Genomic DNA, 18,079 nt, shown 5'->3' on the forward strand with positions numbered 1-18,079 from the left:
CCTCTAAACGGGCGATCCTCGCTTAAGCCGCCTGCCGCCGTCGTGCTTCCCAGTGAAGGCACGACGGCGGCGGGCGGCTATTGCCGTTAAGGGCGGCATAAGTCCGCAAGGGCTAGCCGCGGAGCTCCGATTCGCCTGCCGCATACGTGTCCAGCAGCCGGCGGGCATGCGCGCCGGCAGGGCCTTCCTGGGCCAAAGCGGACCTCATGCCCGGGAGCTTCTGCTCTCCGGCAGGGAAGGGCGGAAGCAGCGGGATGTCCGGGTCCGTCAGAACTTCCAGGACCACGGGGCGATCTGCGGAGAGGGCAAAATCCCAGGCCTCTCCCAGTTTTGCAGGGTCATCCACGCGCACCCCGGCCAGGCCCAGCAGTTCGGCGTAGGCCGCGTAGGGGAAGTCCGGGATCTCCTGGCTGGCGGGGAAGCGCGGCTCGGCCTCGGTTTCGCGCTGCTCCCATGAAACCTCGGCGAGGTCCCGGTTGTTGAAGACGCACACGACGAACCGTGGATCCGCCCAATCCCGCCAGCGGTGCGCAACGGTGATCAGCTCGGCTACCCCCAGCATCTGCATGCCGCCGTCGCCGGCCAGTGCCACCAAGGGCCGGTCGGGATGGGTGAGCTTCGCTGCGAGTCCGTAGGGTACGGCGCAGCCCATGCTGGCCAGCGTACCGCTGAGGTGGGCGGGGACTCCCGGCGGAAGGATCAGTTGGCGGGCGTACCAGTAGACGCAGCTGCCGACGTCGATGCTCAGCTGGGCATTGCCGGGGAGCCTGCCGCTGAGCTCGCGGACCACCAGTTCCGGGTTCACGGGCTCGGCCGGTACGTTGGCGCGTTGCTCCGAAAGGTGACGCCAGGCCCTGACCTGGGTTTCGACGTCGGAACGCCACTGGGCGCGTTGGGCCTCTTTTTCCTGTTGCTTGGCTTCCAGTCGCTGTGAAAGTTGCTGGAGGGTTTCGGCGGCATCTCCCACCAGGCCCACCTCGACCGGGTAGCGGTTGGCGATTTTCCTGCCATCGATGTCGATCTGCACGGCTTTGGCCTGGCCGGGCTTGGGGTAGAACTCGGTCCAGGGATCGTTGGAGCCGATGATGAGCAGGGTGTCGCAGTTTTCCAGCAGGTACGCGCTGGCTGTGGTGCCCAAATGGCCCATGGTTCCCGCGGCGAACGGGAGCGTTTCGTCCACGAAAGGCTTGCCGAGCAGGCTGGTGGTGATGCCGGCGTTCAGCTTTTCGGCAAGCTGAACCACTTCGTCCTGGGCCTTGCGGGCGCCCTGGCCAACGAACACCGCTATCCGCTCGCCTTGTGAAAGGATCTCGACGGCGGCATCCAACTCCTCCTCCCGGGGCACCACCCTGGTGGGGTGCCACACGGGTGCGGTGACGACGATTCCGTGTTCATGCCCAAGATCCGGTGCTTCCGCCGTCTGGATATCGTGCGGCACGATGACCACGCAGGGTGACTTGGTCTCCAGCGCGGTACGGAAAGCCCGGTCAATCAGCATGGGGACCTGCTCCGGGGAGCTGGCAAGCTGCGCGAACTGGGCGGCGACGTCCTTGAAGAGCGTGAGCAGGTCGATTTCCTGCATGTACGCGGACCCCAGGACAGTGGTGCTTTGTTGGCCGATGATCGCTACGACAGGGACGCTGTCCATCTTGGCGTCGTAGAGGCCGTTGAGCAGGTGGACTGCGCCTGGACCCTGCGTAGAGGTCACCACGCCAACGTCACCGGTGTACTTCCCGTGCCCCACCGCCATGAATGCGGCGGCTTCTTCGTGGCGGGCCTGCACGAACTCCACGTCGCCCTCCGAGCGACGGAGGGCACCCATCAGGCCGTTGATGCCATCCCCGCTGTAACCGAACACCCTGCCTACGCCCCACGCTTTGAGGCGTTCAACGATCAGATCCGACACCGTTCGCTCAGCCATGACACGACTCCTGTAGTCAATCGGGGGTTTCTGCCTTTGACTATAGTAAGCATGCTTATGGATTGGGTGCCTTGTTTGGAGGATTTGGCTGGGTTATCCACATAGGACGTTTGGTTTGATTTGGGTGCCTGGGGCCGGTGGCAGGCTTGATTTATGGGAAATGGAACGCGGGTGGGAGAGGGGGTGGCGGCGCCCCTGTCCGGCTTCGCATTGGGGTCTTTGGGGGCGGATTCCCTTGAGGATGGCGCTGCTGCGCTGGACTGCGTTCGGGCCTCCGCCCTTCGGCAAGCCTCGATGTTCGACGTCGGTGAGGCTGCTGCTTTCGCCGGCACGGTCGAGGATATCGCCCGGACTGTGGAGTACCTGCAAATTGTCGCAGCACAGGCCGTGGAGCGAACCCGCGGGGAGTGCGCCTCCGGCAAGGCTCCCGCCTGGCGCGCCGGCTGGACGGAAAGAGAAGACGCGGCCCAGGGGGGAGGGGCGTCAACCGCTGCTGTGCTGGACGATGGGTACCGGAATGCGGCGGAATTCCTCCGTGCCAGCCTCCGGATCACCATCAAGGACGCACGCAGCCGGCTTGCCCTTGCCAGCACCGTCTTGCCCGGCACCGGGATGACGGGGGAGCAGCTTCCACCGCGGCGCGAAGAACTCGCCGCCGCTGCGGCAGATGCGCTGGTGTCTGCCCGCTCAGCCACCTTGATAGGCGCGGCACTGGATGATGTCCAGCTCCTCACGGACGCCGGCACCATCACGAAGATGGAGCACGCCCTCACCGCCACGGCCCTTGAGTCGGACCCGGATTTCGTCGCACGGGCCGCCCGCCGCTGGATCGCTTTCATTGATCAGGATGGCCATGAACCCAGCGAGGAAGCGCTTCGCCAAATTCAAGGGGCGTTCATCCGTAAGCCGAGGCACGGCCTGCAGCACCTCGAAATCTTCGCAACAGCCGAGCAATTCGAAACCCTCACCACCGTCATGAATGCCGCCACCAACCCCCGACTCACCAGCAAGGAGCCAGCCAGCCCCTTCAGCAGCGGCAAGAGCAGCAGTCGGTACTCGGGGATGGGTTCGGCGGCGGGCTGGGTTCCCGAACTCGACCGGCGCTCCCGGGCGCAGAAGCTCCTCGACGGTCTCGTGGGTGGTTGCAAGCATGCCTTGGCCACAGGCAAGCTCCCTGCCAATGGCGGCCTGAAACCCCAAGTGATGGTCACCATCGACTACCGCGACCTCTTCAATGGGCTCAAAGGACAGGACAGTACGGGCAGCACCCAGGTGAGGCTCAGCAGCGCGGCGTCCACATTCCAAGGACCGATCCACCCGAACATCATCCGGAAAATTGCCTGCGACGCCGACATTCTCCCGGTCCTGCTGGGCTCTGAGGGCAGGGTCCTTGGAATAGGCCGAACCAGCCGCATCTTCCCACCCCACATCCGCAAGGCCCTTAACGCCCGCGACCAAGGATGTGCTTTCCCGGACTGCACCATGCCGACGCCTTGGTGCGAGGCCCACCACATCACCTACTGGTCGCAAGGTGGGCCCACCAGCACGGACAACGGCGTGCTCTTGTGCTCACATCATCATCAGGTCATCCATAAGGAACAGTGGAAGATTGCGAGCAGAAACGGCGTCCCGTGGTTTACCCCGCCGCCACATGTCGATCCCAGCCAAACAGCCCGGCGAAACCATCACCACACGCCACTGCGCACATAGGCCGCCCGCTTCCAGGGGTGCTGGTGTGATCGTTAAAGAGTGACCTACCGATAGAGCTCGGCGAGCAATCCAACCACAGCCTGGCGATCCTGCGGCGGGTCCTTCTTCAGCCACGCAACGTACACCGGAACCATGGGCGCGTCACGCACCGGCCGGTAGGCGACTCCTCGGCGCCGGTATTGATGTGCGGTGGACGCTGCGGTGATGCCCCGCGCGGACCCGCTGCCGATCACGGTCAGCCAATCGTCGATGTCGTGGATGGGAACCACTTCCGGCGGCTTGCCTTGCTCCGGCCACAGGTCCAGAGTTGTGCTGCCCGTGCGCAGGTCCATCGCCACGGGCAACGTGGCGATCTGGGCCAAAGTCACTGATCTCCTAGGGGCCAGGGGATCGTCAGCGGACATGGCGCAGTAGCGCTTCTCCTCGCCGATGTGGACATGCTCGACGGCGGTGGATTGAGGGAGGCGCCGAAGGATCGCGTAATCGGTGGTTCCGTCCAGCAGGCCGCCACTGGGTGTGTTGGAGCGCGTCAGTTGAAGCTCGGTGTGCGGGAAACGCGATTTCCAGCGGTGTTGGAATTCGGTGGTGTGCTCTCCCAAGGCCGACCACGCGTAGCCCATGCGGATCTTACCTGTGCCGACCCGGGCGTCCCGTTCAAGATCGGCCAGGAGTGAGATGATCCTGCGTGCCTTGCCCAGTGCGTGGTCACCGGCATCCGTCAGCCTTGCGCTGCGGGTGGTCCGCTCTACGAGGCGTGTCCCCAACGCTTGCTCTAGGGCTGCGATGTTCCGCGAAACGGCGGCCTGGGACATGCCGAGTTCGATCGCGGCGTCAGTGAAGGTGCCTTGCTCCACTACCGCAATGAGACAGCGCAATTGTCGCAGTTCCACGTCCATGCCCTCATCATATTCATGCATGCGGCGTATAAATACGGTCATTCATGCATTTAGGGTCTTAGCCCCGGGGCAGCAGAATCTCCTCATGGAACAGACCAATGCCGCAAGGGGCAAAGCCGGGGGAGCCGCCACCCTCCTGGCCAGTGCGCTCTCCAACCAGTTGGGCGCCGCGAGTGGTTCGCTCGCTTTTCCTGTCATGGGACCTGTGGGTGTGGTGGCTGTTCGGCAACTTGTGGCCGCGGCCGTGCTCTTGCCCCTGGTCCGGCCGCGCCTGCGGGACCTGGCTTGGCGGCAATGGTGGCCGGTGCTCCTGCTGGCCGTTTCCTTTGGCACTATGAATCTCGGGCTGTACGCGTCCATCCAACGGATCGGCCTGGGGCTGGCGGTGACGCTGGAGTTTCTCGGTCCGCTGGCCGTGGCACTGGCCAGTTCACGGCAGAATGCCAATGCCTTCTGCGCGGTGGCCGCGGCGGCGGGTGTCATAGCCATTACCCGGCCCGAAGCATCCACCGACTTCCTGGGCATCGCGTTCGGTCTCATGGCGGCCTGCAGCTGGGCCGCCTACATCCTCCTCAACCGTGTGGTGGGCCAAAGAATCCAGGGCATTCAGGGAACAGCCGCCGCCACGGGAGTGTCAGCCACCCTGTTCCTGCCGGTCGCCGTCGTTATCTTCCTGAGCCGGCCGGTGGACGCCTTCGCTGTCCTGTGCGCGGTGGCCGCCGGGATCCTGGCTTCCGTGCTGCCGTACGTGGCGGACCTGATCGCGCTGCGCAGGGTACCTGCGAGCCTGTTCGGCATCCTGATGAGCATCAATCCGGTGTTTGCGGCGATCATCGGTGCGTTGGTACTGCATCAGGAGTTGGCGCTGACGCAGTGGGTGGGAATTGGCTTGATCGTGGCGGCGAACGCGGGGGTGTTGCTGCTCAGGCGGTCGCGCTAGGTGTATTCAGCTACGAAGGCGCGTCCCCCGATGAGCCGCGCACCTGAAGCTGCGATGGCACCTGGTGTGTTCGGGCCGGAAGTTCCGGAGCTGCGAGCCGTTCGAGGATGAATTTTGCGGCTTCCACGCCGACTGCAAGATTCCCGTTGTCCACGGAGGTCAGGGACAGATGCCTTATCTTGGCCAGGTAGGTGTTGTCGTAGCCAACAAGCGACAGGTCCTCGGGCACCGACAGCCCAAGGTCGTCCGCGGCGGACAGGGCGCCGATGCAGGCGATGTCGTTATAGGCAAAGATCGCCGTGGGCCTATCCTTGCCGGCGAGCAGGCGGCTCGCCGCAGCGTACGCACTCTCCTCGCTCACCCCTCCTGCCATCACCAAAGGTTCCAGCCCGGCGTCGCGCATGGTCCGCTCGAACGACGCCCGTCGGATTTTGCCCACCTCGCCGGGTCCTTGCAGGTGCGCGATCCTCCTGTGCCCAAGCGTCAGGAGGTGTTCGGTCGCCTGGCGCGCACCGGCGTCGTCATCATTGACCACAATGTCGACGCCGGGAAGCACCGGTTCGCGGGTTCCGGCCAGGACCACCGGAATGCTTTGGGCGGCTCTTTCGATCGCGGCCGATTCCGTGGTGGTGCCCACAACCACCAAGCCGTCGATCCGTTGCTCCAGCAGAGTCTCCACGGAACTTCGACCCACGCGGGTGTCGGTATAAGAGTCGGCCAGAACCGGGGAAATGCCTGCCGCGTGCAGTGACGCAGTGAGTCCTTCAAGCAATTCCACGAACCAGGGGTTCCGGATGTCGTTGAGCATCACCCCGATGGTTCCACTCCGGGGACCGGAGAGTCGCTGGGCCAAGCGGTTGGGGCGGTACCCCAGTTGTTCCATGGCTTCCAGGACAGCGCGACGGCGGTTCTCGCTGACGTTGGCAGAACCTTGCAGAACCAGCGAAACGAGGGACTTGGAAACTCCCGCGGCGCTCGCGACATCGCGGATGGTGGGCTTGCTGGCGGGCGCTTTGGCCTCGTCGGTCACGACGCTCTTTCCTCTCGGTGCGGCAATTTCGCCCATGATCACGAGCGAAGGTATTGGCGAAGGCCGGGAATGGCAAAGTCGAACTTGCCATAGCCCGCGGTCTCGATCAGTCCCGCGGCGATGAGCCTGTTCCGATACTTGGACACGACATTGGGTTTGGACCTAATCATCTGGCCTATCTGGGCGGCTGTCGAAGGTCCGTCCTGCATGGACATTGCGGCAAGGAAATCGCGGTCTTTGTCTGAAAGGTCAGACAGCGCCGACTCCACAACCACCTGGACGTTCCTCCGCTGGGCAGCCGCTATTGCCTTGGTGACGGCGTCATTGTTTACTGTCCATCCTGCTTTGTCTGCTTCGAGCCACAGGTAGTAGCCCACCAGTTGAATGAGGAACGGGTAGCCCGCTGTCGCCTCGGCTGCCTGGTTGAGCAATTCGTCCGGGATGCTCACGCCGCCACCGCTGAACAGTTCCCGATATGAGGCGGTGACTTCGTTTATTGCCGCTTCGTGGAGGTTGATCCGGTCAGCGCGCCTTAGGAAGGTGGCCACTCCTTCATTCAGCAGGTCCGACACGGCGGCGGGAAGTCCAGCAAAGATCAATCCGATAGGCAGTCCATCGCGGATGAAGTGCTGAACGTCCGCGGCCAACTGGGAGATCTCGGTTCGATCCACGGCATGTATCTCATCCACCGTAATCAAGAGCCCGGTGCCCTTGGTGTCCAGGATGCGCAGCAAAGTATCTCCGGTTCGTCGCCAGTCCACCGCGCGCTCCGGCGGCAATTGGGTCGTGAGCCCAAAGCCCGCTGCGGAGAAGGCTGTGACCCTGCGAGTGGGCGGGCCGTCACCCAGTTCATCAATCAGGCCGAGCATGTCGTCACCGATCCTGGCCAGGAAGCCCGGGTTGGCCGTCCTGGAGATGACCGCCCAGCCATGGTTCCTGGCGACATTTTCGGCCGTGGTCAACATAACGGTTTTCCCGATGCCTCGGGAGCCGGTAATGATCGTCAGCAGGCCCGGTGCGCCGGAGCCCTGCCGGAGTCCATATTCGAATTCATCCAGGAGCCCTGCCCTGCCGACCAGGGCTGGCGGCGTCGCACCAGCAGTCGGCTTGAAGGGGTTCTGCATCGGGCCTCCGGCGGTGAAAGTAGGTGAAACTGGTGAAACTGGTGAAACTGGTGAAACCTTTGTCAGGCTATCATGGCGCCCACCCCAAGCTTTTAAGGTCAAGAGGTTGACTACAATCACCTTCCACGGCCATTATGGACCGGTCCAAGTAAATTCCAAAGAGGCAATGAGGATCTTCCATGAGTGCACCAAATTCGCGGCAACTGGTCGCTGGCATGGTGGGAGGTGGTTCGGGCGCCGACATTGGCAAAACCCACCGCTACGCCATGAGGCTGGACGGACATTTCGATCTGCGGGCCGGCATTTTTGGGCGCGATCCGAAGAATTCCAGCACGATCGCCGTCGGGCTTGGAGTCCCGGCGGAGCGGAACTACCGCGACAGCCACGAGATGGCCGAAGCCGAAGCTGCCCGCGAAGACGGTGTGGATGTGGTGGTGGTTGCGACCCCCAATGACAGCCACTTCCAGATCGCCCGCACATTCCTTGAACACGGCATTTCGGTGGTCTGTGAGAAGCCGCTGACGCAGGACTCCACTACGGCTGCGGAACTCGTCCGCATCGCAGGCGCCAACGACGCCATCCTCGCGGTACCGCACTGCTACTCGGCCTACGCCATGGTGCGCCAGGCCGCCCGCATGGTCCGAAACGGTGAGCTGGGGGCCATCCGCTTTGTCGACGTCGAGCACGCCTCAGGTTGGGCGGCCACGGCCCTGGAGAAAGAAGGCCACAAGCAAGCGAAGTGGCGCACCAACCCGGATATTGCGGGGTTCCCGAGCGTGGTTGGCGACCTCGGCACCCACGCCTTCCACCTGCTTCGCTACATCACGGGACTCGAAGCCGAACGCCTCTCCGGCCGCTTGCAGACCTTTGTGCCCGGACGCCGTGTGTTCGATAACGCCACCGTGGAACTCGAACTGAGCGGCAACGTCCCGGCGCGGGTCTGGGCCAGCATGGCGGCCACTGGCCACAACCATGGCCTGCGCATCCGCGTCTACGGCGAGAGGGGCAGCCTCGAATGGCAGCATGAGGACCCGCACCATCTCAAGGTCCAGGACCTCGCGGGCGCCACCACCATACTCACGCACGGACTCAGCACCCTTCACGACGACGCGTCCCGGCTCACCCGCGTTGGACTCGGCCACCCGGAGGGCTTCCTTGAGGCCTTCGCCAACTTCTATTCGGACCTCGCCGAGGTCCTCCGCGCACGCCGCGACTCCACTCCGATCCCTGAGCGCGAACTGTCCTTCCCCACCGGCATCGATGGCCTGATCGGCGTGCAGTTCGTGGAAGCGGTCGCGGCCTCCCACCAGGATGATTCCGCCTGGAAAACCCCCGTATCCGCCTACCGGAAAGCAACAGCCTGACATGCAACGTTTCGCCCTCATCGGAGCCGGGTTCATCGGTTCCGTCCACGCCGCCAATCTTGCCGCCCACCCCGGGATCGACTTCCGTCTCGTGTACGACGTCGACCAGCAGCGTGCGCAAAACCTCGCCGCTGCGCACGGCGCCGCTGCCGCCGCGACGCTGGAGGAGGCCTTCGATGCCTCTGCGATTGACGCCGTCTTCATCGCCTCCTCCACGGATACGCACGCCGGGCACCTTCGCCGCGCCGCCGCCGTCGGGCTGGCCGTGCTCTGCGAGAAGCCGATCGATCTGGACCTGGACCGTGCCCGCGATACCGCAGCCTATGCCCAGGAGTGCGGCGTCCCGGTCATGGTCGATTTCAACCGCCGCTTCGACCGCGACTATGCCGAACTCAAGCGTGTTGTGGACTCCGGTGGGATCGGCAAGGTAGAGCTTATCCAGCTCACGTCACGCGGACCGTCGATGCCGCCGTTGTCCTACGTGGCCGTTTCCGGTGGCCAGATGCGAGACCAGACCGTCCACTTCTTCGACCTCGCACGCTGGCTTTCCGGCCTGGACCCCGTGGAGGTTTTCGCTACCGGTTCGGCTTTGGCGGAGCCCGGCATTGCGGAGTACGACGACGTCGACACCTCCGCGGTCACGTTGCGGCTCCCCGGAGGGGCGTTGGTCCAGATCGACAGCGTGAGGCGCACCGGATACGGGTATGACGAGCGCATCGAGATCATGGGTTCCGACGGAATGGTTGAAGCCCGGCGCCACAGGAACGGGGCGGTTTCCCGGTACTCCGGTACATCCGTGGTGGACGACGGACTTCACCCTGGCTGGTTCGAACGCGTGCAGCCGACGTACGCCGCAGCCCTCGCCGCCTTCGTGGCGGCGTTGGAAAGCAGCGCAGCCCCGGGTCCTTCACTGGAAGACGGTTTGAAGGCCCAGGCGATCGCAGAAGCAGCCGTGCTCTCCCTGCGCACCGGCCGCATGGAACCCATCAAGTACTGACCCAACTACGTGACAGCACCTGTCGCAATGGGCACTCATAGCGACAGGTGCTGTTACTCAGTTGGGAGAGAAGGCGGCGCGGAATGCTGCGAGGGCGGCGTCGCCTGCTTCGATGCTTTGGCCGCCTATCGCACCTGCTTCCATGCCGATGACCCCCGCATATCCAGCGTCACGAAGGGCCGCAGCGACCGCCGGATAGTTGATCTCGCCCGTGCCCGGTTCGAAGCGCCCGGGCACGTCCGCCACTTGGATCTCGCCCGTAAACGGCTGGGCAGCGCGGACCAGCTCGATCAGGTTCCCTTCGCCGATTTGTGCGTGATAAAGGTCCAGCATCATCTTCACGTTGGGGTGGTTCACGGCTTCCACCAGAGCCAGGGTGTCCTTGGCGCGGGCCAGGGGAATGCCCGGGTGGTCGAGGACGGTGTTGAGGTTCTCCAGGGCGAACGTGATGCCGTGCTTTGCCCCCAGTTCACCCAGCTTCTCCAAAGTGCGGAGTCCGGTCAGCCACATCCCGCCCGTGCTGCGATGGGCAGGTCTCACAGCATGCCCGCCATCTCCCAGTTCAGCAGGATGCACCACCATCCGCTCCACGCCCAACGCCAGCGCCGTGGGAATCAGCTTTTCTGCCGAAGCCAGCACCTCGTGGGCGTTGGCGGGATCGATGACACTGCCGCCGAAATATCCGGTCATGGAGGAGAACGTCGCCCCCGTGGCGGCGAGCGCAGCAATGTCGCGGCCGCGTGTATCCCAGAGCTCTACCGCGAAGTCCTGATCGTGGATCCGTCGCACCCGCTCGATCAGCGGCAGTTCGCCGTAAACCATTTCGGCGCAGACGGCCAGGCGGAAGCTCATGCCCGGATCCCGGCGGATGCAAGCTCCACGGCGCTCCCGGCGGCTTGCAGTTCCGCGATTTCGGACACGGCAACAGGCAAACCTGTCTCCGCGGACTTGAATGCGGCGAGTGCTACGGCCAAGGCATTCCGCGCATCGACCCCACCCGGCGCTGCCACCGCGGCGGCCGACGTGGTCGCCGTCGTACTTTCACCGGCGTATCCACGGCGCGCGGCGACATCGTCCACGAAGTGGGCGAGCTCCGCGGTGTAGGCGTCATGGAAAAGGTGGATGTTCAGGCGCGAGGTCTCGGAGGCGATGCCCGCAGCGGTGTAGCTGGTGGCATTGGTGGCCTGCGGCGTGCCGGCGGTGACCATGCCGGCCGAACCGAAGACTTCGCCGCGGACGTCGTAACCGTAGAGTGCGTTGAAATTCGCTTCTGCAACAGCGATTGCGCCGTTGCTGTACGTGACGGTTACGACGGCGGTGTCCAGCAGGCCGCCCTCCCTCGCCTCGGGCGCCACCAGGGCATCGGCGACGGCGTGGACCTTGACCGGAACGGCCCCGGGATTGAACCAATTGAGCGTGTCGAAGTCGTGGATGAGGGTTTCCAGGAAGATCGTGCCGGGGGCGATGCGCCCGGGGTTGCTGATTCCGGCTTCCGTTCCTGGATCCCGGGTGAGGGAGCGGAGGAGTTGCGGAGTCCCCACCGCGCCGTTATCCACCAGTTTGCGGGCTGCCGCGAAGTCGCTGGAGTAGCGCCGGTTGAAGCCAAAGCGAAGAACGACGCCGGCACTCGCCGCCGCCTCGATGGCTGCGTCCAGTTCCTCGATGGTCCGTCCGCCGGGCTTCTCGCAGAAGACGTCCTTGCCTGCCTTTGCCGCGACCGTGATCAGTTCCGAGTGGAAGCGCATGGGCGAGGCGATGAGGACGGCGTCGATGTCCGGATCGGCCAGGACATCGGCGGCATCCGTGCTGATTTTGGCCACGCCAAGCTTGCCGGCGAGTTCCTCGACTGCGGGAAGGGCGGGGTCGGCGATTGCTTCCAGCCGGGCATTCGGTACACGGAGGGCGATGGTTTCGGCGTGGAACTTTCCGATCCAGCCTGCGCCGATGACGGCGATGCGGACGGGTTGGTCTTTCTTGACGGGGTGCTGGAGATACGTCATTGGCTGCTCCTTTTAGGTCTTCTAGATCGTTCTAGGTGATCCAATGGTTACACGCATTCATGGACTTCGTCTAGATCGTTCTAGTAGATTCGCCAGGGACAAGCTCAAACCCATCCTCGCCGTTGTCGAGTTCGACAAGCCTGCCGAAGATCGTCCGCGAAGGGCGGGTTTTCCGGCGAAAGACGCCTCCCGGAAAATATTCTTCGGAACTCCGCGTCATGTTTTCGACGCTCGGCGTACATATCCATTGCCCATGTCATTGACCGCGTACAGCGCCGTTGCCCTTTTCGGCTGCGTCGCGTGTCATCGGCACAGTAGGCAGCGGTGGGTGTGGCGGGTTCTGGGGCCCGCCCGGGGCGCCATCGCTGCGTGTACGGGCTAGTGCGGTCGGTCGTCTGAGTCGCGACCGGCCGCACGACTCGTTAAGGGCTGCAAGAATCGTTACGGAGCGGCGCCATAGATCGTTCTATAGACTGGCTGCCGAGCAGAGGAGAGCCATGACGGGCAAACGGCCTACCCTGATGGACGTCGCGGAAGCGGCAGGCGTATCCCGTGCCCTCGTTTCCATCGTCATGCGTGATGCGCCAGGGGCGTCGGATGCTACCCGGCTCAAAGTGCAGGAAGCCGCACGGACCCTCGGCTACAGGCCGGACAGCCGCGCCCGTCTCCTCCGAAGCAGCCGGACGAGGCTCCTCGGGGTCAGCTTCTCCACAGACCAGGCCTTCCACGCCGAAATCGTCAACGCCGCGTACGCCGGAGCAACGCAGCGCGGCTACGACATCGCGCTCAGCGCTGTGGTCGACGGGCGATCCGAAGAGCGGGCAGTTGAGTCGCTGATGGATCTCGGTTGCGAGGCACTCATCATGATCTCCCCGGCACTTGGCGAGCGCGAGTTGTCCGGATACGCCGCACGATTGCCTGTGGTCAGCCTCCTCAGGGATGACGTTGGCGATTCCGTGGACTCAGTAAGCAGCGACGACCAAGCGGGCATCCGTATTGCGATCGAGCACCTGGCGTCGCTGGGCCACTGCCGCATAGCCCACGTCGACGGCGGCCACGCTGTCTCCAGCCGGCAGCGCAGGGAAGCGTTCCAGCAAGAAGCAGCGCGTGTCGGACTCGACGCCCGCGTGGTCTCCGGCGGCCCGACGGAGGAAGACGGTTTGCGCGCCGGCCGCGAGCTCCAGACGGACCTGCCCACCGCCGTCGTGGCTTTCAACGACCGCTGCGCGCTGGGCGTCTGGGAGAGTTTCAGGGCGGCCGGACTTCGCGTGCCGGAAGACGTGTCCGTCCTTGGGTACGACGACAGCCAATTTGCTCGTCTCAGCTACGTCCAGTTGTCCTCCATAAGCCAGGACGCACCGCTTCTTGCCCACGCGGCCGTGGACCGCGCCGTCGACCGTTTGGAAAGCACGACGCCGGCCACCCACCTTGTGCGGACACCACACCTGGTGGCGCGTCGCACCACAGGGCCCTCGCCCGCGTAGGCGAGCGGCAGCCTCAAGCTAAACGGAATCGGGCTGGGTATCTGCAGTTTCTGAGGCAGAAGGGGTCAGCGGATTCTCGATCTCGTCCGTCATCATGCGCGCTGCAAAAACAGCCACGAATGCCATGAACGGGCACACCAGGCCGGCTACCAGGAAGATCAGCCAGATCGGAACCACCTCGGCCACAGGTCCGGCCAGCGCCATGGACACGGGCATCAGGGCGAGGGAGACGAAGAAGTCCAGGCTCGAAATCCGGCCCAACAGATGCCGCGGTACCCGCCGCTGTAGGAGTGTTCCCCAGATGACTGTTCCCATGCCTTCGGTTACTCCGAAAATGAGCATGGCACCTCCCAGCAGCCACGCACTGTCCATGAAACCAATGGCGGCGACGGGCAGGCTTCCGAGACCCCACACCACAACCATTACTGTCAGGTAGCGGCGGGGGAGGGGGAAGGAGGCCGTTGCCAGCGCGGCGACAGCACTCCCAACGCCCATGACGGCCAGCAGGAACCCGAACATCCTCGAGTCGCCGCCCAGTTGGTCCCGGACAACGAACGGCAGCAGGACCTCAATGGGCCCGATCAGGAACAGCACTGACAGGCACGCCCATATCAATGTCCACAGCAGCCAGGGGGTACGGACGGTGTAGGTGAACCCTTCGCGGAGGTCCCGGAGGAAGGACCTTCCTCCCGATGATTCCGGGGATACCCCGTCTGTACCAGGACCACCAGCAGCGTGCCGGTTCAGGAAGTTCAGGATCCCGAACGCCAGAAAGTGGCAGGCGGCGACCCCGGCAACCGCGTGCGCGGGCGAGAAGGCCGCCACCAGGATGCCTGCAACCGCGGGTCCGGCAGCTTGCTGCAGGATGGGCCGGACGGTGCCTTCCATGCCGTTGGCCGCGAGGAGGTCCCCGGCGGGCAGGATGCGCGGCAGGATCGCGGAGTAGGCCGGGAAGAAGAAGGCTTGCCCCACGCCCAGGACGAAGGCGCCGATGGCCAAATGCCAGAGTTGAAGGGCGTTGAGCATGGCCAGCAACGTAACCGTGGCGATCACTGCCAGATTGGCGCCCTCGACGGCGATGATGAGGAGGCGCTGGGGGAACCGGTCGGCCGCGATGCCACCTGCCAGCACGAATCCCACCAGCCCCACACTGGCTGCGGTGGCCACCAACGACAACTCCAAGGGGCCACCGCCCAGGTGGATGACCTCGTAGACCATCGCTACTGCCCACATGCCGGATCCAAAAATGGAAATCGACAGCGCGGAAATCAACACACGGAATTCCCGGTGTGCAAAGGGGCGCAGCGCTCTCAAGGCGGCCATCTCACCAGCCTATTCCTGTGCCGGGACGCTGCGTAAGGTCCCGTTCCGCGGAATGCGCGGGAGGACCTCAGGTCAAGAAGCGCCCGACGGCGGTGCGTCGTCGTCGAAGTCCGGACCTTCGGCAGGGTCCTGGCTGTGCAGGCCGGTGTCGTGCGGAACCCAACCCTCAGTCTCACCCTCAGCCGGTGCGTCGGTGTGGTGCCGGATGATGTGTTCGTTCTTGTCCGGGGCGTTCATGACGGATACTCCCTGTCCTTTGCTGGACTGCTTCCGTAAGTGCCCTTAGTCTACGCCGGGGGAGGCTGATTGTGGGGTCCGCCCTGGGCGGAATAGTGTCCACATAAGAGCCATGGCGGGCCTCGCGAAGCGGGGGGCGTGGCATAGGCTGAAACCATCAGCTTCCTGAATATCCATTGGCTGCCAAGGAGAGGTGAACATGCCCAAGCGCCCCAACCCGGCGGTGAAAATCGCCCAAGAGACAGCACACAACGCAGTCTTCGATGCCGAAGGCAACACCAAGCCAGGGGTACACAACGTGCTCCTGAAGGCCGTGGAAGTCCAGCGCCCGCTGGTTCTGGCAAACCTTCGCAGGCTCCAACGCAGGTACCCCAATGATTCTCCGGCGCAGCTTGCCGCGAAACTGGAGCGCCACTACCTGTTCGCCATCTCCGGCGGGGGTGCAGCGGTAGGTGCCACCGCCGTCGTGCCTGGAATCGGAACGGCGGCGTCGCTGGGACTGTCCGCCCTGGCAACCGTGGGGTTCCTGGAGACCACGGCGCTGTACGCGTCCTCGCTGGCCGAACTCCACGGCATCCGGCTTACCGATCCCGTGCGGGCCCAGACCATGGTCATGGCCATCATGTTGGGCGAAGAAGGCACGTCGATGCTCGGCGCCCTCAGCGGACAATCGCTTGGACGCGGCAAGGGAGTCACCAACGCCTGGGGAAAGACCCTGACCAAGAAGATCCCGGGGAGCGGTTTCGGCGTCATCCGCGACACCATCCAGCGCGCGTTCCTCAAGAGCCTCATAAAGCGGCAAGGCTCCGCGTTCCTTGGCCGCGCGCTGCCGTTCGGCGTTGGCGCAGTGGTGGGCGGCGCCGGCAATATGATGATGGGTCGGGCCGTAGTGTCCACGGCAAAGGAAGCATTCGGCCCCCTGCCGGACACAATCCCGGGTGAACTGCTTCCCAACGCACCCAAAAATGTTCTTGAGAAACCGACGCTGGAAGGCGACAACAGTGGATTTGAACGCTGATCTGGGGGAGTCTTTCGGCTCCTGGACCATGGGCGATGACGCCTCGATGTTCCGCATCGTGAGCAGCGCCAACGTGGCCTGTGGATTCCATGCCGGAGACCCCCTCACCATGCTGGACAGCTGCCGCGCTGCTTTCGAACTCGACGTGCGCGTCGGCGCTCACGTGGGATACCGGGACCTCGCCGGATTTGGCCGGCGCTCCCTGGACATGACGTTCGACGAACTGTTCGGAGACGTGCTCTACCAATTGGGAGCGTTGGATGGGATGGCCCACGCGGTGGGAGCTTCGGTGGACTATGTAAAGCCGCATGGAGCCCTCTACAACAGGATTGTCCGGGACGCTGAGCAAGCCGAGGCTGTTGTCGCAGCTGTTCACGCCTATGATCCCGGACTCCCCGTACTGGGCCTGCCCGGTTCTGCCTGGATCACCCTGGCCGAGGAAGCCGGACACCCCGTCTTCCGCGAAGCATTCGTTGACCGGGCCTACTTGCCGGACGGCACACTGGTTCCCCGCACGCAGGAAGGTGCCGTGCTGCACGACACCGCCGCAGTGGTGGCACAGGCCGTGCGAATGGCCACGCGCCAGGAAGTGGTGGCCATCGACGGTTCGGTTGTGCCTGTACAAGCCGATTCCCTGTGCATCCACGGCGATACGCCCGGAGCGGTAACAATGGCCGCGGCGGTTCGCGAAGGCCTTGAGCAGGCCGGCGTGGGCATCGAGGCATTCGCCTGATTTTGCTCGGACTGCAGAATTCGTGAGCTGGGAGGTCGCATGGGTGCAGTAGTGGTGGATCCCGGGTCCTCAAGCCTGGTGCTTGACCCGGAGCACGTCCTGGACCGTGCGTCCATGAACCTGGCAAACGCCTTGCTGGGCAATGCCGCCACTGCGCCGGGACTTGAGGTGCTGGTGGGTGGGCTGAAGCTCCGCTTCGTGACCGGTTCTGCCGTAGCCGTAACCGGAGCCGAGGGCGTCGTGACCCTCAACGGCGCCGAACTTCCCCTCAACAAACCCGTGCGCGTGGCTCCCGGAGCCGTGCTGGCGTTTGGTCCGGCACGGTTCGGAATCCGCTACTACGTCGCCGTACAGGGCGGATTCTCCGGGCCGCTCGGAGGCCTCCACGCGGGAACTGCTGTGGCTTTCGGCAAGGCGCAGGGCCAGGGTTTCCCGCACATCCATCAGACACCCCGCCGCGCTTTGGACCCTGAACGACCGGTGGTCGCCCGGATTGCCCGTGGACCGCACGTGCCCAATTACGACGCCGGGTTGTGGCTTCGCTTGACCACGGAACCGTGGATTCTCTCGCCCGAGTCGGACCGCGTCGGTGCGCGGCTGGCGGGCCGGCCACTGGAGGTGGCGTCGGCTCCAGCACCCCAGGCCCAGCCGTTGGCGGCGGGCTCTGTGGTGCTGCCGGCGTCGGGCCTTCCCGTTATCGCCCTGGCCGACCGCCCGGCCACGGCAAAGTCGCCAGTGATCGCATTGGTGCGCGAGGATGACCTCGACTTGATCGGGCAGGCGAGGCCCGGGCAGATGGTGCACCTGCTGGGCTAAAGCGCAGGCTCAGTCCTCAGGCTTTATTCAATTCCTGGGCCAGCATGACCAGAATGCCACTGGGTCCGCGAAGATAGGTCAGCTTGTAGACGTCCTGGTAGTTGGCCACACCGCGCAAGGGCATGCATCCGTGCTTGGCGGCGATCTCCAGGGCGGCATCGATGTCATCAACCGAGAAGGCAACGCGATGCATGCCTATCTCGTTGGGGAGTGTGGGCTCGGTTTCGATCGCATCCGGGTGGAGGTATTCGAAGAGCTCCAGCTGGCCTTGGCCGTCGGGAGTTTGGAGTACCGCGATCTTGGCGTGGTTCCCGTCGAGCCCCACGGCGGTGTCGGCCCATTCACCACTGACGGTGTCCCGACCCAGAACTGTGAGGCCAAGATCCGTGAAGAAGGCGATTGTTTCTTCCAGATCCCGGACCGCAATCCCGACGTTCTCAAGTTTGATAGGCATGGGTTGAAGCTACCAAGGCACCCCCGAAACCT

At 64.3% G+C, this 18,079-nt stretch carries 17 protein-coding genes; 8 read left to right on the forward strand and 9 right to left on the reverse strand.

Going from position 1 to position 18,079, the window contains the following annotated elements:
• Nucleotides 1-112: 112 nt before the first annotated feature.
• Entirely contained in the window at nt 113-1,921 is a 1,809-nt protein-coding gene (locus PJL15_RS07155; protein ID WP_281450493.1) for a thiamine pyrophosphate-requiring protein, read from the reverse strand.
• Between the two features lie 153 nt (nt 1,922-2,074).
• Between PJL15_RS07155 and PJL15_RS07160 the strand changes: the two genes are divergently transcribed.
• Nucleotides 2,075-3,631 carry an HNH endonuclease signature motif containing protein gene (locus PJL15_RS07160; RefSeq protein ID WP_281450494.1) on the forward strand — a complete coding sequence of 519 codons (1,557 nt, stop codon included), beginning with the start codon at nt 2,075-2,077 and terminating at the stop codon, nt 3,629-3,631.
• 44 nt (nt 3,632-3,675) lie between these two features.
• On the opposite strand, the gene PJL15_RS07165 is transcribed toward PJL15_RS07160, so the two are convergent.
• On the reverse strand, nt 3,676-4,527 hold the full coding sequence (locus tag PJL15_RS07165; protein ID WP_281450495.1) for a LysR family transcriptional regulator: 852 nt from the start codon (nt 4,525-4,527) through the stop codon (nt 3,676-3,678).
• An 85-nt stretch (nt 4,528-4,612) separates the two neighbouring features.
• Between PJL15_RS07165 and PJL15_RS07170 the strand changes: the two genes are divergently transcribed.
• The gene (locus tag PJL15_RS07170) at nt 4,613-5,467 is read left to right on the forward strand and encodes an EamA family transporter (RefSeq protein ID WP_281450496.1); all 855 of its coding nucleotides are present in this window, start codon (nt 4,613-4,615) and stop codon (nt 5,465-5,467) included.
• Nucleotides 5,468-5,477: 10 nt separating this feature from the next.
• Here PJL15_RS07170 and PJL15_RS07175 read toward each other — a convergent pair whose 3' ends face one another.
• Together PJL15_RS07175 and PJL15_RS07180 are read right to left on the reverse strand one after the other, a co-directional pair.
• A complete protein-coding gene (locus PJL15_RS07175) occupies nt 5,478-6,533 on the reverse strand; it encodes a LacI family DNA-binding transcriptional regulator (protein WP_281450497.1) in 1,056 nt (351 codons plus the stop codon).
• Between the two features lie 2 nt (nt 6,534-6,535).
• The gene (locus PJL15_RS07180) at nt 6,536-7,621 is read right to left on the reverse strand and encodes an ATP-binding protein (RefSeq protein WP_281450498.1); all 1,086 of its coding nucleotides are present in this window, start codon (nt 7,619-7,621) and stop codon (nt 6,536-6,538) included.
• A gap of 179 nt (nt 7,622-7,800) precedes the next feature.
• Here PJL15_RS07180 and PJL15_RS07185 point away from each other — a divergent pair, with 179 nt between their 5' ends.
• Nucleotides 7,801-8,985: a Gfo/Idh/MocA family protein gene (locus PJL15_RS07185; protein WP_281450499.1), complete on the forward strand. Its 1,185-nt coding sequence runs from the start codon at nt 7,801-7,803 to the stop codon at nt 8,983-8,985.
• A gap of 1 nt (nt 8,986) precedes the next feature.
• On the forward strand, nt 8,987-9,982 hold the full coding sequence (locus tag PJL15_RS07190; RefSeq protein ID WP_281450500.1) for a Gfo/Idh/MocA family protein: 996 nt from the start codon (nt 8,987-8,989) through the stop codon (nt 9,980-9,982).
• Nucleotides 9,983-10,039: 57 nt separating this feature from the next.
• Here the strand turns inward: PJL15_RS07190 and PJL15_RS07195 are convergent, their stop codons facing one another.
• Together PJL15_RS07195 and PJL15_RS07200 are read right to left on the reverse strand one after the other, a co-directional pair.
• Nucleotides 10,040-10,834 carry a TIM barrel protein gene (locus tag PJL15_RS07195; protein ID WP_281450501.1) on the reverse strand — a complete coding sequence of 265 codons (795 nt, stop codon included), beginning with the start codon at nt 10,832-10,834 and terminating at the stop codon, nt 10,040-10,042.
• On the reverse strand, nt 10,831-11,982 hold the full coding sequence (locus PJL15_RS07200; RefSeq protein ID WP_281450502.1) for a Gfo/Idh/MocA family oxidoreductase: 1,152 nt from the start codon (nt 11,980-11,982) through the stop codon (nt 10,831-10,833). The genes PJL15_RS07195 and PJL15_RS07200 overlap by 4 nt, the downstream gene beginning before the upstream one ends.
• A 497-nt stretch (nt 11,983-12,479) precedes the next feature.
• Between PJL15_RS07200 and PJL15_RS07205 the strand changes: the two genes are divergently transcribed.
• The gene (locus PJL15_RS07205; RefSeq protein ID WP_281450503.1) at nt 12,480-13,466 is read left to right on the forward strand and encodes a LacI family DNA-binding transcriptional regulator; all 987 of its coding nucleotides are present in this window, start codon (nt 12,480-12,482) and stop codon (nt 13,464-13,466) included.
• A gap of 18 nt (nt 13,467-13,484) precedes the next feature.
• Here the strand turns inward: PJL15_RS07205 and PJL15_RS07210 are convergent, their stop codons facing one another.
• Entirely contained in the window at nt 13,485-14,789 is a 1,305-nt protein-coding gene (locus PJL15_RS07210) for an MFS transporter (protein ID WP_281450504.1), read from the reverse strand.
• Between the two features lie 72 nt (nt 14,790-14,861).
• Nucleotides 14,862-15,026 carry a hypothetical protein gene (locus tag PJL15_RS07215; protein WP_281450505.1) on the reverse strand — a complete coding sequence of 55 codons (165 nt, stop codon included), beginning with the start codon at nt 15,024-15,026 and terminating at the stop codon, nt 14,862-14,864.
• A gap of 199 nt (nt 15,027-15,225) precedes the next feature.
• On the opposite strand from PJL15_RS07215, the gene PJL15_RS07220 reads away from it, so the two are divergent.
• From PJL15_RS07220 to PJL15_RS07230, 3 genes are read left to right on the forward strand one after another with little or no spacing between them, the layout of a single operon-like run.
• Nucleotides 15,226-16,044: a hypothetical protein gene (locus PJL15_RS07220; protein ID WP_281450506.1), complete on the forward strand. Its 819-nt coding sequence runs from the start codon at nt 15,226-15,228 to the stop codon at nt 16,042-16,044.
• Entirely contained in the window at nt 16,028-16,777 is a 750-nt protein-coding gene (locus PJL15_RS07225; protein WP_281450507.1) for a LamB/YcsF family protein, read from the forward strand. The genes PJL15_RS07220 and PJL15_RS07225 overlap by 17 nt, the downstream gene beginning before the upstream one ends.
• 39 nt (nt 16,778-16,816) lie before the next feature.
• Nucleotides 16,817-17,593 carry a biotin-dependent carboxyltransferase family protein gene (locus tag PJL15_RS07230; protein WP_281450508.1) on the forward strand — a complete coding sequence of 259 codons (777 nt, stop codon included), beginning with the start codon at nt 16,817-16,819 and terminating at the stop codon, nt 17,591-17,593.
• A gap of 16 nt (nt 17,594-17,609) precedes the next feature.
• Here PJL15_RS07230 and PJL15_RS07235 read toward each other — a convergent pair whose 3' ends face one another.
• Entirely contained in the window at nt 17,610-18,047 is a 438-nt protein-coding gene (locus tag PJL15_RS07235) for a VOC family protein (RefSeq protein ID WP_281450509.1), read from the reverse strand.
• Nucleotides 18,048-18,079: the final 32 nt, after the last annotated feature.

This window comes from Paenarthrobacter nitroguajacolicus, assembly GCF_029952445.1.
GTDB lineage: Bacteria > Actinomycetota > Actinomycetes > Actinomycetales > Micrococcaceae > Arthrobacter > Arthrobacter nitroguajacolicus_B.

Bases quoted from the DNA above. Each gene is read 5' to 3' on its own strand.
- PJL15_RS07185 (WP_281450499.1), top strand. From the start codon at position 7,801: ATGAGTGCACCAAATTCGCGGCAACTGGTCGCTGGCATGGTGGGAGGT.
- PJL15_RS07190 (WP_281450500.1), top strand. From the start codon at position 8,987: ATGCAACGTTTCGCCCTCATCGGAGCCGGGTTCATCGGTTCCGTCCAC.
- PJL15_RS07180 (WP_281450498.1), bottom strand. From the start codon at position 7,621: ATGCAGAACCCCTTCAAGCCGACTGCTGGTGCGACGCCGCCAGCCCTG.
- PJL15_RS07175 (WP_281450497.1), bottom strand. From the start codon at position 6,533: ATGGGCGAAATTGCCGCACCGAGAGGAAAGAGCGTCGTGACCGACGAG.
- PJL15_RS07155 (WP_281450493.1), bottom strand. From the start codon at position 1,921: ATGGCTGAGCGAACGGTGTCGGATCTGATCGTTGAACGCCTCAAAGCG.
- PJL15_RS07205 (WP_281450503.1), top strand. From the start codon at position 12,480: ATGACGGGCAAACGGCCTACCCTGATGGACGTCGCGGAAGCGGCAGGC.
- PJL15_RS07170 (WP_281450496.1), top strand. From the start codon at position 4,613: ATGGAACAGACCAATGCCGCAAGGGGCAAAGCCGGGGGAGCCGCCACC.
- PJL15_RS07195 (WP_281450501.1), bottom strand. From the start codon at position 10,834: ATGAGCTTCCGCCTGGCCGTCTGCGCCGAAATGGTTTACGGCGAACTG.
- PJL15_RS07230 (WP_281450508.1), top strand. From the start codon at position 16,817: ATGGGTGCAGTAGTGGTGGATCCCGGGTCCTCAAGCCTGGTGCTTGAC.
- PJL15_RS07210 (WP_281450504.1), bottom strand. From the start codon at position 14,789: ATGGCCGCCTTGAGAGCGCTGCGCCCCTTTGCACACCGGGAATTCCGT.
- PJL15_RS07235 (WP_281450509.1), bottom strand. From the start codon at position 18,047: ATGCCTATCAAACTTGAGAACGTCGGGATTGCGGTCCGGGATCTGGAA.
- PJL15_RS07165 (WP_281450495.1), bottom strand. From the start codon at position 4,527: ATGGACGTGGAACTGCGACAATTGCGCTGTCTCATTGCGGTAGTGGAG.
- PJL15_RS07160 (WP_281450494.1), top strand. From the start codon at position 2,075: ATGGGAAATGGAACGCGGGTGGGAGAGGGGGTGGCGGCGCCCCTGTCC.
- PJL15_RS07200 (WP_281450502.1), bottom strand. From the start codon at position 11,982: ATGACGTATCTCCAGCACCCCGTCAAGAAAGACCAACCCGTCCGCATC.
- PJL15_RS07215 (WP_281450505.1), bottom strand. From the start codon at position 15,026: ATGAACGCCCCGGACAAGAACGAACACATCATCCGGCACCACACCGAC.
- PJL15_RS07220 (WP_281450506.1), top strand. From the start codon at position 15,226: ATGCCCAAGCGCCCCAACCCGGCGGTGAAAATCGCCCAAGAGACAGCA.